10 protein-coding genes are annotated in these 15755 nt (G+C 69.1%); 4 read left to right on the top strand and 6 right to left on the bottom strand.

Annotated elements, in window-relative coordinates; translation table 11 throughout:
• From brxD to AB0N27_RS01035, 5 genes are all read right to left on the bottom strand, one after another.
• Positions 1-1305, bottom strand: a complete 1305-nt coding sequence (gene brxD, locus AB0N27_RS01055) for a BREX system ATP-binding protein BrxD (protein ID WP_364362399.1) — start codon at positions 1303-1305, stop codon at positions 1-3.
• Positions 1302-4010, bottom strand: a complete 2709-nt coding sequence (pglZ, locus tag AB0N27_RS01050; protein ID WP_364362398.1) for a BREX-2 system phosphatase PglZ — start codon at positions 4008-4010, stop codon at positions 1302-1304. The genes brxD and pglZ overlap by 4 nt, the downstream gene beginning before the upstream one ends.
• 79 nt (positions 4011-4089) lie before the next feature.
• Positions 4090-7917, bottom strand: coding sequence for a phage resistance protein (locus tag AB0N27_RS01045; protein ID WP_364362397.1), 3828 nt, complete (start codon positions 7915-7917; stop codon positions 4090-4092).
• 126 nt (positions 7918-8043) lie between these two features.
• Positions 8044-8298: a hypothetical protein gene (locus tag AB0N27_RS01040; protein WP_364362396.1), complete on the bottom strand. Its 255-nt coding sequence runs from the start codon at positions 8296-8298 to the stop codon at positions 8044-8046.
• Positions 8295-8609 (bottom strand): DivIVA domain-containing protein, encoded by a 315-nt coding sequence (locus AB0N27_RS01035; RefSeq protein ID WP_364362395.1) that lies wholly within the window; start codon positions 8607-8609, stop codon positions 8295-8297. Before AB0N27_RS01035 ends, AB0N27_RS01040 begins: the two co-directional genes overlap by 4 nt.
• A gap of 275 nt (positions 8610-8884) precedes the next feature.
• Between AB0N27_RS01035 and AB0N27_RS01030 the strand changes: the two genes are divergently transcribed.
• The 4 genes from AB0N27_RS01030 to AB0N27_RS01015 all read left to right on the top strand — a co-directional run bounded on the left by AB0N27_RS01030 (position 8885) and on the right by AB0N27_RS01015 (position 11942).
• Positions 8885-9721, top strand: a complete 837-nt coding sequence (locus AB0N27_RS01030) for a helix-turn-helix transcriptional regulator (protein WP_364362394.1) — start codon at positions 8885-8887, stop codon at positions 9719-9721.
• A 13-nt stretch (positions 9722-9734) separates the two neighbouring features.
• Positions 9735-9944, top strand: a complete 210-nt coding sequence (locus AB0N27_RS01025) for a DUF397 domain-containing protein (protein WP_364362393.1) — start codon at positions 9735-9737, stop codon at positions 9942-9944.
• A gap of 135 nt (positions 9945-10079) precedes the next feature.
• Positions 10080-11408: a hypothetical protein gene (locus AB0N27_RS01020; RefSeq protein WP_364362392.1), complete on the top strand. Its 1329-nt coding sequence runs from the start codon at positions 10080-10082 to the stop codon at positions 11406-11408.
• Positions 11409-11537: 129 nt separating this feature from the next.
• Positions 11538-11942: a hypothetical protein gene (locus tag AB0N27_RS01015; protein WP_364362391.1), complete on the top strand. Its 405-nt coding sequence runs from the start codon at positions 11538-11540 to the stop codon at positions 11940-11942.
• A 283-nt stretch (positions 11943-12225) separates the two neighbouring features.
• Here the strand turns inward: AB0N27_RS01015 and pglX are convergent, their stop codons facing one another.
• A complete protein-coding gene (pglX, locus tag AB0N27_RS01010) occupies positions 12226-15729 on the bottom strand; it encodes a BREX-2 system adenine-specific DNA-methyltransferase PglX (protein ID WP_364362390.1) in 3504 nt (1167 codons plus the stop codon).
• Positions 15730-15755: the final 26 nt, after the last annotated feature.

Here is a 15755-nt window from a genome sequence, read left to right as displayed (position 1 = left end):
TCAGATCGTCAGTTCGATGTCGTCGGCGCGGGCGGCGGCGTTGCGTTCCACGTCGGTCAGCTCGTCGGCCCGCAGGGTCAGTGCGTAGTGCCGCCGCGGGTCCCATTCGGCGAACTGGTCCACCCGGTCGAAGACGTCCGCGACGAGCTTCTTGAGGTAGACGCGCGGTGCCACCCCGACCTGACCGCCCAGCGCGCCGGTGACGGCCCGGGCCAGTGTCGCCAGGTAGTCGTCGTCCACCCGTGCGTCGACCTGCTCACTGGCGAAGATGTCCCGGACCCTGCTGCCGAGTGCCACCAAGGCGTCGACGGTGAACCCCGGCAGTCGCAGTTGGGTGGCGCGGGGGTTGTCCCAACGCGGGTCGGGACCGAGGTCGGTGGCGAGTCGTTGCGCGAGCGGCGCGAGCCGCTGGACGCCCTGCGGGCCGTCGAAGAACGCGGGCGTCCCGGTGATTACGAGCATGAGTCCCGGAAACCGGTCCGCGTGAACCTCGTCGATGAGCTGCCGGAGAGCGTTCAGTGCCTTGTCCCGGGCGTCAGAGCGCACCCGTTGCAGAGTCTCGACCTCGTCGAGCACAAGCAGCAGGCCTTGATGGCCGCTGTCACGCAGAACAGTGAGCAAACCCTGGAGAAAGCTCAACGCACCGTAGTGGTCGAGGTCGCCCTTCACTCCAGCCGCCCGCCGGGCGGATGCCGCGACGTGTGGCTGACCGCCGAGCCAGGCGGCCAGTCCGTCGGCGTTGAGGTGGTCACCGCTGGCGCTGGCAGCCCGGTAACCGCGCAGGGCGGCGGCGAAGCCCGGCGTGCTCCGCGAGATGTCGCCCAACCGGCGTTCCAGCAGCTCGCCGACGGCTCGATCGAGCGCCTCGGCATCGTCCTCGGCGACCGCGCCGCTGGCGAGCACGTCCTCCTCCAATGCGAAGATCCAACCGTCGAGCACGGGTCGGAACGCGCTCGGGGCAAACTGCTCCGTGCTGAGGTGCTCCACCAACCGCCGGTAGACGGTCTCCATCCGGTGCAGGGGTGTTTCCAGCTCGGAGATCTGCACCTCCGCAGCAGCGAAGCCGCAGCGCTTGGCGCGCTCGGCCAGCCAGCGGGTGAAGAAGGTCTTACCAGCGCCGTACTCGCCCCGGACGGCCTTGAAGACGCTGCCACCGCCGGCGACCCGTTCGAGGTCGTCGTCGAGCGCGGCAGTGAACCTGTCGAGCCCCACCGCGAGCGCATCGAGTCCATTGCTCGGGACGACACCCCGGCGCAGCGCGTCGATGATGTCCCGGCGCCGTCGAGCCGAGATCTCTCCGGTCACCGCTGCTCCAGCCCGAACTGCTCAATCAGCAGTTTCCGGTCGAGGTGGACGGTGCGACCGTCGGCGTCGACGGTGATCACGGGATAGCCCTCGACCTGGAGGAGCCGACGCAACACGGTGACGCTGCCGTTGATCCTGTGTGCAGGTACGCCGGACCGGGCGGCGAGGGTGTCTAGGGTTGCCCGGTCACCGCCGGCGATCAGCGTGTTCAGCAGCGCGGCGACTCGTTCGTCGGCCAGGGGCAGGCGGGGGTCACGCCGTTGGGCGTAGCGCTCGCTGGAGAGCAGGGCCGTCACCAGGTCGGGTGGGGTGGGGACAGGCCGCGGTGCGGCAGCGGGCGCGGCGACGGCCGGTGCCAGGTCGAAGAGACCGTCGGTCTGCTGCTCGACGGATTTGCGCGGGCGACGTCGGGGTGCCGGGGCCGGGTCGGCCGGCGGGGGCGTGCTCTCCGTCAACGGTTCCCGCCACCAGTCTGGGCTGGCCACCGGCGCGCCGGCCCAGCCGGGCACGGCGAGGTCGTCACCAGCGGTCAGCACGAGCAGTGGGATGACGGCTTCCGCCGGCGCAGCGCCGCCGTGGTAGCCCGCCTTGCGCGGACCGTACCGCACCTCTTCCCGCCAGGGCAGGACGACGGATCCGCCGCCGAGCACCACCCGGCTGCCGGCGACGGCCACTTCGGTGTCGCCGGGCGGGTCGGTGCGAGGTCGCCACCGGTTCTCACCGCTAGCGCTGGGCAGGGTGACCGACTCAGGGCCACGGTCCACGACGTGGCCGTGGTCGGAAACGACGATCACCACCCGGTCGGCTGCGGAGGCCAGCAGGTCGCCGACGGCGGTGACGGTGTCGTCGCCCCAGACGGTGGTACCCGGGTCGCTGCGGTCTAGAGCGTCGTCGATCGTGTTGATTACGGCGGTGACCAGGGGGATCGACGGGTCGTCGAGGGCAGCGAGCACGTCCGGGTCCAGGGCTGCTCCAGCTCCGGCCCGCAACGCCGACTTGTGCAACAGCCGCCCGGCGGCGAACCGTTGCTCGAATGCCTTCCGTTCGGCCTGCTGACCGCCGGCGGCGATGCGCCCGCTCAGCAGGCTGCATCGGCTGGCCTCGGTGACGGTGGGCAGGGCCGCCAGCACACCCGTGCGTGGGCCACCGTCGGGGGTGAGTTCCACCCAGGCGCCGCTGCGGGTGACGGACTCGGCCAGCTCGGTCGCGGCGGCGACACCCATGCCGTCCATGACGAGCAGCAGCACCCGGCGACCGGTGTCAAGGACCGGCTGGACCACCCGGTCGAGCACGTCTTCGACGCGCAGTAGCGCGCCGGGCTCCGCTTCGGCGCTGGTGGCGGCGGCGAGCAGCGCGGCGAACTGCTGGTCGTGCCGAGAGCGGCGGGCGTCGACAGCCCGGTGCAGCAGTCGGTACGCCTCGGCGACCTGTGGGTCGGGGTCCCCGGCGAAGACGTCGAGCCGGGCCCTGTCGACCCAACCGTCCTGCCGGACCTGCCGGTGCAACGCGTCGAGCAGGGTGGCCGGTGGCGGGCCGTCGGTGGTGTGCTGCCAGCGCAGCAGGCGGACAGCCATCCGGGCGGTCTCGACCCGGCGCGGCTCGGCGGCCCGGTGCTCCTCCACCGTGGCGAGGGCCGACTGTGCCCGTGCCACCGCCGCCGAGAGCGCCGACCCGCCGGCCGGCACGGCGAGCCGTACGGCGTCGGCGAAGGCCCGCAGTCGCTGGACGAATCCGCTGGGCAGGACTGTCGAGGCGCCGAGCAGTGCGGTGATCTCGACCTCGGCGGCGATCGCCTCGGCCCGCCGCAGCATCCGCATCGCCTCGTCCCGGCCGTTGTCGCCCGACTCGAGCGTCCGGTAGACCCACGCCTCGGCCGCCTGGTGCAGCAGATCGGCCTGCTGCGGGCTGAGCCTGAGCCCACCGAACCGGGGCTCCAGTCGGGTACGACCGACGACTGCCTCCACCTGGACGGAGCCACCGGTGCCGGTGGGCCAGAGCAGCCCGGCCAGCAGCCCCAGCGGGATGACGTCGACGCCGTGTCCGGCGCGTACGGCGGCCATCATCGGGACGGCGGCATGGCCGGCGGTCCCGGTCAGGTACGCGGTGATGCCGTCGGCGACGGCCTCCGGCAGCTGGGTGAAGCGCAACTGCCGCCGTGCGTCGGTGCTCCACTGCACCAGGCCGCTGTCGTCGAGTTCGGCGGGTGGCAGGTCGAGCAGTTCGGAGGTGAGGCTGCGCAGCGCGTGGTCGCGGGTGAGGATCGCGCCGGGCGGGGCCGGCCAGCCGTCGGCCGGGGCGTGGTCGGTGAGCGCGTTGGCGACCCAGCGTCCGACCCGGACCAGGGTCGGGTCGAGGGCGGCCACCCCGCCGAACATCTGCCGGACCAGGTCCCACGGATCGATTTTGCGGACGGTCTGCTTGCTGAGGTGAGCGAGGACCCCATCGCCCAGTTCGGTGTCGGTCAGCTCGGTCAACAGCACCAGCCGTTCGCCGTCGGCCCGATCGTGCAGGGCGGCGCGGGCGGCCAGCGGAGTGGGACACGCGACGACCCGGACCCGACAGCCGTTGATGCTGAGCACCGTTTCGGCCGGCCCGTCGGGGCGGGCGGTCAGCGCGATGGCGTCCGCCGGGTCGTCCTCGGCCAGCCACGCCTCGACCTTGCGGCGGATCGCGTCGGGCGGGGCCACGCCGACCGGCACGCTCACGATGCCACCTCTGCACGACAGGCCGCGGATCCCGCCGCGCCGGCTTGCGAATGGGCGAGGCAGCCGACCGCCGAGCCCGTCACCGGATCTCCCAGGTGACCGTGACCCGCCGCCCGGCGGTGACCTCGGCCGCGATCTCGGCAGCGACCTTCTCCCAGGTGGCCGCATCGGCGACCTCGCGACGCTGATGGGAGACCACGATCGGCCCGGCGCCACCGGGCAGCGCGACCGGCCCGGCCCCACCAGTCCCGTCGATCTCAGCCGCACGGCCGGGCCCGCCACTGCCACCATTCGCGGGCACCTCGACAGGGTCGGACTCGCGGGGCTGCTGCCCCGGGACCGTGACGGTGGGGAGCGTCCCCCCGCCGTTCGGCGTACCGCCGGGGTTGTTGTCTGTGCGGCCCTGCGGCGGGTTGGTGGCGAGCAGCGCCGCCGAGGCGTCGACTGCCGTCTGGAGGGCGTCCACCAGGTCCTGCCCGTGCTGCTGGTGCCGGGCGACCTCCCGGAGCTGCCCGATGATCGCCTGCGCCTGCTCGTCGTGGGCGGCCCGGGCCGAGATCGCCTGGAGCAGTGACCACTGGTGGCCTCGGGCCATGGCGGTGAGGATGATGCCCGCCTGGCTGAGCAGCTCTCCGACAGCCTGATCGTCGACGTCGCCCAGATCGGCACGGGCAATCGTCTCGACCAGCACCACGTCGTCGCGCTCGGTGGCAAGCTCGGTCACGAGTCGGGCCGCGCGGCGTGCGGTGGCGAGTCGGCCGGTCGGCGCTGACGTGTCCAGGCCCAGCACGTCGGCGTGGGCTTCCAGCGCTTCGACGAGGTCGCGCGCGGCTTTCGTGCGCGTGCTCGCCGCCGTGCGCAGCGTTCCGGCGAGTTCACCGAGGTTGGCCGGCGTCCGCCAGACGGGCAGCACACCCCCGAAGATCGCCGCGCCCCGGCGGACCGCGTCCGCCCAGCTCTGCTCGTCGGGCATCGGTGGGTGGCGCAGCTCCAGCTCGTCGCGCACGAGGGCGAGGTTGCCCACGTCGACCTTGCCGCCGTGTTGGTACCAGGCGAGCTGCTGCTCCAGCCCGAAGACGACGATGATCAGGTTTTGCAGCTCACGATCGAAGCCGAACGCGGCGGGCTCGTCGATGAGCCGACGCAGCACGTGCACCGGGAAGTGGTCGGTGTAGGTCTCGTTGGCGGCGGCCTGGAGCAAGTGTTGACTCCACCGGCAGGTGCTCGTGTTGAGCACGTAGCGACCGTCGATCAGCTCACCGAGGCGCAGGTTGTTGCAGACGCGTCGGAGGATGCGCTGGTCGACCGGGTTGGGCACGCTGACGCCGCGAGCGGGGTCGGCGGCGGCCAGCCGGGCGTACTCCAGGATCTTGGTCATCTCGCCGCGGGTGACGGGCTTCTCGTCGTCGGGCATGGCGGGCCGACCCGGGTAGGACCAGGCCAGGAGTTCCCCGGTCAGGTTGTGGAACGCCTCGGCGAGGGTGCCGCCTCGGGGGTCGCCGACGTGCAGGCCCTCGGCGAGGGTGTGGAACACCCCGATGGTGTCGTCCTGCACGTCGGAGCCGCGCGACGTGGCCGACCCGTACGCCTGCATCATGGCGCTGATCAGCGTGCCGCGCAGTTGGGTCTGGCGCTGCTGGAGGTAGACCCGGCCCTGCTGCCGGTCAGCGAGGGGCCAGTCGGCGGCCAGCGAGTTGAGCCGGTCGCCGGTGCCGTTGCCCAGCAGGTAGTTGATCCTGGCGAGCTGGCCGACCTTGCCCATCAGCTCGTCCGTCAGGAAGTAGGGAAGCCAGAAGACGGTCCGGGAGCCCCGTTCCAGGCGCTCGATCCGGGCGCGGTCGGCGCTGCGTTCGTAGCCCTGCGGGTCGAACGGATAGTCGATGACGATGCGCCACGCCTCGCCGGTGGCGATCAGCGCGGAGACCGGCATGGTGTCGGGGTCGCGGACGTTGCCGAACTTGACCTGGACGGTGTGCCGCCGGCCGCGCCAGTCGCGGGAGTGCAGCAGCTCACCGAGCTGCCCCTCGGCGCCGGCGATGCCCATCTCCGCGGTGACCAGCTCCCGGATGAGCTGTTGCCGGACGCCGGTGGTAGTGGCCTCGTCCTCGGGAACCAGGTCGAGCAGCTTGTCGTAGTCGACGGTGTGCAGCTTGAGCGACACCACCGGGTCGGGGGTCTTGGTGAGGTGCAGCTCGCCGGCGCCGTCGGCGACCCGGTTGAGCCGGTTGAGCACGATCTGCCGCTCGTAGCCGGGGATTGGCGAGGTGATCGAGCCGAAGTTCAGCGCGTGCAGCTTGGCGGCGGTGAGGTTGTGCAGGGCCGGCACCTCGGGGACCAGCGCGCCGAGCAGCACCGTCTTGACCAGCTTGTCGTCGAGCTGGAACTGCTGGTGGCCAGCAGCCTGCTCCTCGGTGATGCCGTTGAGGCTGAGCAGGATGGGACGCAGCTTCTGGGTGTAGAGGGTGCGGGCGGCCTGGAAGAGCTGCTTGAGCTTGGGCCGGTCGGGCAGCTCGCCATGCAGCACCAGGGGGTCGAAGAGGGCGGCCACCCCGATCAGGTCGTTGACTCGCAGGGTGCCTCGGCGGTCGACGAGCAGCTCGGTCATCACCTTCAGCGCGGTGCGTTCGCGCTGCAATGCCTGGGAGAGCGCGACCAGGGTGGCGACCAGCGCGGGCGAGAACGGGTAGAGCTTGCGGAAGGCGGCGGCGTCGGAGCCGATGCCGGCGTCGCCGTACTGGGCGCCGAGCAGCAGGGCGTCCCAGACCTCCCGGTTGCCCTTCACGGCGGCGAAGGCATTGTCGATGACCGCCCGGCCCTCGTCGGTGAGCGGCTTGAGTAGCCGCTTCTCGGTGATCTCGGGCAGGTTGGTGTCGGCGAGGACGATCTCACCGAAGCGGCCCTGGACGCTGCGCATGACGTGCGCGAGGGCTTCACGCTCGGTGCCGCCGACCTGAGGGCCGAGGAAGTCCTCCAGGTTGCGCTGCCGGGCGACGAACGAGATCAGCGGCAGCGGCCGGGTGGCGTCGGCAGACTCGACGAGCTTGTTGAGCTTCGCGCCCTCGGTGTTGACGAAGGTGTGATCGCTGATCTTGGTGGAAAGCCAGAGGATCAGCTCGTCGAGGAAGAGCACCAGCGCGTCGTACCCGAGAGCCTTGGCGTGCCGGGTGATCACTGCGAGGCCGGTGTCCAGGTCGAGGTACTCCCCGCTGCGGACCGCGCCCGTGAAGAACGTGCTGGTCAGCGCGCTGACCAACCGGTCCCGCTGCTCAGTGCCGGGTACCGCCGCCGCAGCGGCGGCGTAGCTCTGCGGGGTCCAGCCGTCGGCCTGGGCGCGCAGCGCGGCGAGTGAGAGGCCGCCGCCGGCCGCGGGTGCGCCGCCACCGTCGCGCAGCGCCGCGAAGAAGGCGTCGTCGCCCATCCGTTCGCGTAGCCGTGCGGCGTCGTCGAGCATCGCGTCCGACCGGTGTACGGCGGGGACGGGCGCCTCCGGGTGCAGCACGGTGATCTGGTTGAGGTAGCCCTCCAGGACGGCCTGCTCGACGGAGCGCGCGTCGAGCATGTGGAAGGTGAGGGTGAGCAGCTTGCGGTCGCGCAGCCAGGGGTCGGCGGCGAGGACCGGCTCGGCCAGGCCGCGCACCTCGCGGGCGGCGGGGTTGTGCTGGAGGATTTCCCGCAGCACCGCCATGAAGTGCGACTTGCCGGAGCCGAACGAGCCGTGCAGGAACATCGCCTGGGAGCGCCCGGTGGTGACGGCGTGGCCGATGCGGCGCAGCGCCTCGGCGAAGTTGTCCCGGAGCTGGTCGGTGACCACGTAGCGGCGCAGGTCGGCGCCCTCGGCGGCGCGGACGACGAAGTCGCCGTCACCGACCGAGGTCGGAATCTCGATCAAGTCCCGTAACAGGGTCATCGCCGCTCCTCGCCCCCCACCAGCTCCCCGTGACGCCGGCGTCACCGGCGACCCGCCGATCCTAAGGTGTCATCGCCGCAGGTCCCAGCCCGCCGGCCCGCGATCAGGAGATGCGTCCGGCCGCGCTCACCGCCGCCGGAACCGCCGGGAGCACTCACCGTCGTGGTCGGGCCGGAGCAGACACCGCCGGCCGGCCGACATGAGCCGGTCGCAAAAGACCCAGTGGCGTACGTTCTGGTCGTCTTCGGCCGACACGGTCATGCCGCCCGGCTCGGTTTGCGGCAGGACGTGCGTCCAATGCGCCACCACCCGGGCCAGACGCTGGGCGGAGACCAGGTCGTTCACGACCACCGGCAGGTGGATGACCCAACGCTCGGTCACCGGCCGGACCCCCGCTCGTTGCGGGCACGGGCCTGCTGGGACTGCCAGCGGCGCAGCGCGTCCTTGACCCGGTCGGTCTCCCGGCGGCTCTGCGCGAGCGCGTCGTAGACGATGGCCAGGTCACCGGCGACCCGGTCGAGGAACTCCCGCACCTCCTGCGGGTCGAGCCCACGCCGCCCGAGCGGGGTAGGCCGGAAGCCTCGCTCACGCACCTGCCAGGGGTGCAGCGGGTGGTAGGCCGCTGAGCGATAGCAGGTCGGACCGCTGACCGACCGTTGGCGACTCCGGGCACGCCGGAAGAAGACGCGCATGACTGGACCTGCCTCTCACCGTCGAGATTGAGCTGTGGAAGGGCAGGCCCACCGGCCCGCCCCGCACCGGCGGACCCACCCCGGCACCTGCCACCGCAGCCTTCAATCAGCAGTACGACAGCAGGGCACATCGAGCAGCCAGGAAGGTGAGCACCTTTCGTCACTCACGTGATCTGCGGCCTCACTCATCGTGCAGTGCTGCGGACGTTTTATGCAACTCCCGATTCGGGAGTGTATCGTTGCGAAGCGAGTCCGGGTACGCCAAACTGACGACTATGACTGGAAGTCCGACCGTCCGACGTCGACGCCTGGCTGCCGCGCTTCGTCGCCTCCGCGAGCAGACCGGCATGACCGCCGACCAGGCCGCCAAGGAGGTGGGCATCTCGAAGTCGGCGATCAGCCGGATCGAGAACGCCCAGGTCTCTGTCATGCCGCCGGTCGCCCGCGGCCTCCTTGAGCTGTACGGCGTCGAGGGTGACGAGGTCGACGCACTTGTTCAGGTGGCCCGCGACGCCCGCAAGCGCGGCTGGTGGCAGGCGTATGACGACGTGCTGCCGGACTGGTTCGAGGTCTACGTCGGACTGGAGGCCGAGGCGGCGGAGATCCGCGCCTTCCAGCCGCAATTGATCCCCGGGCTGCTTCAGACAGCCGACTACGCCCGCGCGGTCATCCGTGCCGAGCACCCGGACGCCCCCGGCGACGAGGTGGATCGGAGAGTCGAGTTGCGAATGCGCCGGCAGAACACGGACACTCCCCCGAAGCTCTGGGTGGTGCTGGACGAGGCAGCCCTGCGTCGGCCGGTCGGCGGTGCCGAGGCGTTCCAGGCGCAGTTGCGACGGCTGGTCGAGGAGGCGGATCGGCCGGGCCGCATCATCCAGATCCTGACCTTCGGCGCAGGCGAATACGGGTCGATGGGCAGCGCCTTCAGCGTGCTGACCTTTCCCGAGCCGGCCGATCCGGGGGTCGTCTATGTCGAAACCCGCGCGGGTAGCCTCTACCTCGAAGGCCAACAGGTCAGGGAGTACAGCCGGGTCTTCGAGCATCTGGTCGCCACGGCGACCAGCGCTCGCAAGTCGCGCGACCTGATCCAGGGGGCGATCGACGAACTATGAGAGGGCGGCGCGGGTGGAAGAGGTCAACCAGGCAGCGGTGACCTGGCGCAAGAGCACCCGCAGCAACGGCTCCGGCGACTGCGTCGAGGTCGCCGACAACCTGTCGGACATGGTCGCATTGCGCGACAGCAAGGACCCGAGCGGCCCGGTGCTGACCTTCACCCTGAAGACCTGGACCGCCTTTCTGCACGCCGCCAAGCAAGGCAGAGTCAGCCCGCAATAGCCAAGGTCCCTCGGCACCGGCCCGCTTTACCGAGCGGCGCACGGACTGATGGTGGGGCCCCACGCGGTACGAACGTCCTCCGAACTGACCTAGTCTGATCTGTGCCTCGGCCCGCTTCGGTGACAGCATCTGTGGATGGCGTTCTCACCCCTTCTGGGCGGCCAGCCGCCGGCTCTGTCAACATCCGGCACATACGAGGTCGAGTCGACCTGGAAGCTGGCTGACGTCGTCAGCAATGCGGTCCTGCAGAAGACCGGACGCAGGGTGGACATCCGTCCGCTGCCGGAACTAGAGCGTGAAGTAACTACTCGCAGCGTCCGTCCCCTGGATCTGCTGCTCGGTCTTGGCAAGACGACGAGCGCCCTACCGGGTCTCCATCAAGCAGGTGCTGGTGGGCTACCTGGACTCACGGCTCTCCGCACCGCCAGTCGCTGGGCCATCATTCGATATCTCTGGGCCTTCGCGGAGGCGCGTCCCGACCTTCGACTTTCGTCACTGACGAGTCAGGTACGGAACCATCAGCGCTCTCTCTTCTCGGAACACTTCGGGATCGCCGTGGCCACGGATCTGGTGGAACAACTGATTCTCACCGAGCCCGCTCAAGTGGTTGACGCAGACGCAGTGAGTTACGACGCAGTCCTCGGTCCTGCAGTAGGCGGTTTGGGATCTCACAAGCCCGACTACTTCTGGTACAACATGCGCCGCGGAAACTTGACCGATGTCGTGGTGCTTGAAGCCAAGGGCAACAGCTCAGGGCGGCGGACGACCATCCTGCAACTCGCCCGTGGCGTGCAACAGGTCCTCGTACCGAAACCCGTGACCGGCGCAAACATGCGTCGCATCGTGATTGGCGCGTGTGTGGCTGGCCGCAGGATCAAAGGATTTGCTTTGGAAGTCGGCGAGCCCGATGAAGAGACTCGTGGCGACATCGCGACAGCGTTCGCCATGGAGGAGGCAGGGGAAAGGCCACGCTTCGGAGACCACGAGGATTCGAGCTGGATCTCGGCGGAGGCTCTCGCGACTCCCGTCAATAGCGATGAGGTGGTACGTGAGGTTACGGATCTTGACCGAGCCCGTCTCTTCACGTTCGCAGGCTTGGCCCCAGAACCACCAGGGCCCCTACTGCAAACAGACCGTCAAGCTGCTAACCCCCAGGATTCCGTTGAGTCCGACGTCGTTGATGTCGTGGATGTCGATGGGACCTCGTTCCGCTGCGAGAATTCCCTGATCAACCTTGGCGGTCGTTACCTAAGCGTCCGGACAGGCGTAGCGGAAGATTTCCTCTCCGTTGCCGGCGACACCCAGGGCGACTTCGAGCAGCGCCGCGCCCTCTACTTGGAGAGCCGACCGGGTAGAACCCCATATGTGTTGAGGCAAGGCCGCTCGCGGACCCGCCCTCGGGAAGCGCTGACGGTTGTCACGTCAGCGGACGGCTGCATGCTTTCGGTCTCGATGCTGGACTGAGCCGGGAGCAAGGGAGAGTCCACCAACCGTTTGGAAGTGCGCAATCACCCGAGACGATGGCGATCCGCGCTCTGGCCGAGGTTGGAAGCGCCGCGGCAGCAACAACTGAAAGGACCCCGGGAGGACAAGATGCCAACTCATCAGCAGACCCATCAGGCCGGCCGTCATCTGGTCGTCGGTCAGGCCCTGCTACGTGGCCACCGTGCGAGCCTCTCCGGTGCGCAGACCTTCGTCGACGTCGATGGCTGCCGCGCCGCCGTGATGGTCGCCGGCAAGGGTGCCTGGATGATCGCGGATATCGACACGTTCACCGACAGCACTGTCGGGACGTACGTGCTGGTCGACGTCTCGGGGGAACATCCCCGGTTCTTCATCGCACCTGGCGACGAACTGCGTCATGACGTGCGGCAGCGCCACCAGCAGTTCATGGCCCGGGTGGGCGTCAGGCCACGCAACAAGGAGAGCCGCCACACCAAGATCGAGCCGCAGGACGTCGCACGGTGGGAGAACGACTGGTCCGCCTTCGGCGGGTAGAGCGGGAGCCATCCATGTACGACATCGATGAAGTCTGGGCCGCCATCACCGAGCACGCCGGTCAGACGTTTCGGACGGCCACCGGGCTGAAGTTTCACTACATGGTTGACGGAGACCGGCTGCTGACCGACCGCACCCACCATTGGATCCACCGCAGTCAGCTGAATGCCGCGCTGGGCCTGTGGCCGGTGGCTGGGCCCGGCGCACTGAACAACGTCGTCCGCGGGCCCAGCTACCTCTACGCCCTACTTGCCGACCGTCGGATCTGCCGGATTCCTGATGCTCACGGCAGCTCCGGTACGCCCCGCAGCAACGTCAGCGCCGAGCGGTCGGAGCTGAGCTGGGACAGTTCGGCGTTGATGAAGTCGGTGAAGAACTCGGCGGGCGACCCGGGGAAGCCAGGCTCCTCACCCGAGTGCCACTGATGCAGCCACGGCTCAATCTCGACCAGCCCAGCGAGCAGCGGCAGCAGCCGGTGCGCCGGCCACGCCTCCTGCGTCTTCCGGTCAAGGTAGACGGTGGCGAGCGCCTGCGCCTGCTTCAAGTGGTCCCATCCGGCCCAACCGAGCAGTTCGCTGCCGTCGCTGTCCCGCCCCGCCCGCGGGTACGAGATGAAACGCTCCTTCGGCACATCGAGCTTGCCGCGCGCCCGCCAGTACGACGGCCGGACGAAATCCGCCGAGGCGTACTTCGGTGGCACCTCGATCTCGACCTTCTCCCCCGCGTCCTCCCGGCGCTGCAACGCCCAGGTCCGCTCCCACTGCGCCCGCTTGCGCAGCCCGGACGGCTTGTAGCGCTGCGCCGGCAGGTACGGCACATGCTCGTCGGCGATCAGCAGGCCGAGCGTCTTCGTCAGGTCGTAGTTGTCGTGCCCGACCCAAAGGTCCAGCACCGCCCGGAAGTCCTGGTCGCTGCCGACGCGGTCGGCGAGCTGCGCCACCGACAGTGGCGTCGGCTGCCCGCCCCACAGCTCCGGCGCCTCCAACCGGTCGAGCAGCCAGTCCCGCAACGCGGCCGACTGCATCTTCTCCCAGCCTTCGGTGGACCAGCGCCGCTTGCATTCCGGCCGCTCGATCAGCCCGATGTGCCGGTTGGCGGCGATGGCGGCAATCCGCCGCTCGACCAGCGACCGGTACTCCGCCGGCCAGTGCGGCTGTGGCCGGTCGATCGGCTTGGACCCGTGCCGGTTGAACCACTCGGTCTGCGCCCCGCTGGTGTGCAGCACGATCTCGAAGGCCCGCTCACCCAGCGCCAACTCCGGCGGGTTGGCGCAGGTCAAATCCTCGTCGATCAGCCCGTAGAGCCGGTAGACCTCCCAGTCCAACTCCTCCTGCAACGCGATCATCCGCGCCCGCACCGAGTGGTACTCCGCCTCAGCCTCCGCGAGCCGCTGCCGGCTCGGCACCCCCGAAGCGGCAACCGCCGCCGGGGTCAAGCTCGACAGCCGCTGCGCCAGCCCATCCAACTCCCGCGCCCGCTCTAACGGATAGGCCCCCGGCAACGGGAACTCCTGAAGCTTGGTGCCGGTGAACTCGTATCTATCAGACCACTGTTCAGCGCTAACGCGGGCACCATCTCCACCCAGTGGATCACCGCCTTTAGCCTGGCTGACCTGTTTCAGCCAGAAGCAGGCGGTTGAGCTGTTCAACACTCCAAGCAGCCGGAGGTGATCGTCCTCCGTCGCCCCCTCCGGCAACTTGATTGCTGGAGCAGTACGGTTGAATACCTTCCCGCCCCGGTCAAGCACAAAATGGTTATGCGTCGCCACAAAGGGAAACGCAATCGACAGCGGCACCCGATACCGCTTCGGGAAGAACATGCTGTGATCGAACCAACGAAGCCCACGCTGCTCCGGGGTCTGCTCGAAGTCGACCCGACGTCGCAAAGCCGTCCGGTTGGGCCAATAGAAGGACTGCTCACTCTGCGTCAACTCACGGGGCCGGCCAGCCTGGTCATAAGGGAAAAGCGTCCAGGTTCCCGCTGAGAGCGCGAAGTCACGAACATTTTCCCCCGGCACAACTGGCACCCCGGCAGCTACGAGCCCCCTCGTCCTGAGCGCGACGTCCGGAGCATAGAAGGCGTCATCGAGTCCGGTATGCGTCGTGCGACCCACGACATCGATAAATTCAGCTAGCTCAGACACTTGGCCTGTCGTCAGGCTCTTCATCAGGTCTACCGAACCACCGCCCGACAGGCTCCAAGGGTGCGCGGCGAGTTGGGCACGAGGCAGGTCAATGACGCTGACCCAGTCGGACTCGGAGCCGGGGTTGTCGACTTGGTTGACGATCGCTCCCCATACCAGACCTTCCTCAGCTCTCTCCGGGGCAGACGGTTCGCCCTTTGCGCCAAGGACGGTTCGCACAACCGTTGAGCGGCGGCGCTTGTTCGCCCGTCCGACAAGGATCACGGTCGGCGTGCCGTGGCCCGGAATGTAGGCGCCAGAGGTGTCGATGACCTCTTCCAGGTCAACCTCGTGCGCGAAGTAGTCATTGATGAGTTTCTTGCCGAACTCGCGCTTCATGAAGGCGTTTCCGGTAATCTGGCCGACGTGGCCGGCACCCTCCCCATGCTCGTCGGACCACTTGGCCAGATCGAAAAGGCGCTTGGCAAAAGGCACAGTCAGCGCGTACTGCCGGTGGCAGACCGTCGGGTAGATGCTGCGGTAGAGCTGGTTTCGAGCCGAGTCGGAGACGGTGATGTAGGGCGGGTTGCCGACCACCACCGTGTACTGGTTCTCAGCCAGGTAGTCCTTGAGCAGGTCGGCGTCCTCGCTCTCGTACGCAAAGACCGACCGACCCTCCGCCTCGGCGAACAGATCGCCTTGGGCGCGGGAGCGGTACCCGTCCCACGGCAGCAGCGAGTCGCCGGTCGCCACGCGGGCCGGGAAGGCCGGCGTCCGCTCCAGCTTGGTCAGCCCGCACACCTTCATCGCGGCGATCAGCAGCCGGAACCGGGCAATCGCCACCGCGAATGGATTGATGTCGACACCGGTCACCTGACCGAGCGCCCGCTCCGCGAGGACCCGCACATCAGTCCCCGGTTCCCGGTCCCGCCACTTACACACCAGCCGGTGGAACGCGCCGAGCAGGAAGTGGCCCGAACCGCAGGTCGGGTCGATGACGCTGGTCGCGGCGAGGCCGAACTCCTTGACCGCCGGCTCGAAGGTGCGGTCGAGGATGAACTCCTCCACGAACTCCGGCGTCTGCAACAGCGCGTACGTCTTCTTCGCGTGCGTCGACAGGTCCTGGTAGAGGTCGCCCAGGAAGCGGGTGTTCAGGTCATCGCGACGCAGCGACTCCTGGCCGGCGCCCCGCCGGAAGAAGTCGCTCAGCTCCTCCGCGGCCGGGCCGGAGATGTCGAACCGCCACGCCGGGTTGTGCTGGTCGAAAATCTTGCCGGTGGCCTTGAGACCGCGCAGGTAGCCGAACGCCTCCCGCAGCCAGTGCCGGTCGTTGTTCCGAGGGTTGGCGATCAGGTACGCCTGCCGGTGCTGCACGGCCCGCTCGGCTGGCGCGGCCGGATCGGCGCCACCGATCCACAGCCCGTCGACCAGCTCGTTGTCCTCGCAGAACCGGACGAACACGCAACCCAGCACCCAGGCCACCGCCGCCTGGTCGAGCACGTCCTCCAGCCAGGTCTCGAAGCTGCCGCCCACCCGCTCGGCGGCCTTCGCCTGGGCGTACTCCTGGCGCAGTTCCGCCCGCAGGCCCGGAGCCTCCGCGACCTGCCGGCGCAGATCCTCCACCAGGGTCTTGACCTGCGCTTGCAGCGCCTTCAGCTCGATCACCGCTAGATCCTAAGGTCTGTCGCCCC

The organism is Micromonospora sp. NPDC093244 (assembly GCF_040683695.1).
Taxonomy (GTDB): domain Bacteria; phylum Actinomycetota; class Actinomycetes; order Mycobacteriales; family Micromonosporaceae; genus Micromonospora.
This window is presented reverse-complemented; position numbering and strand designations above follow the sequence as displayed.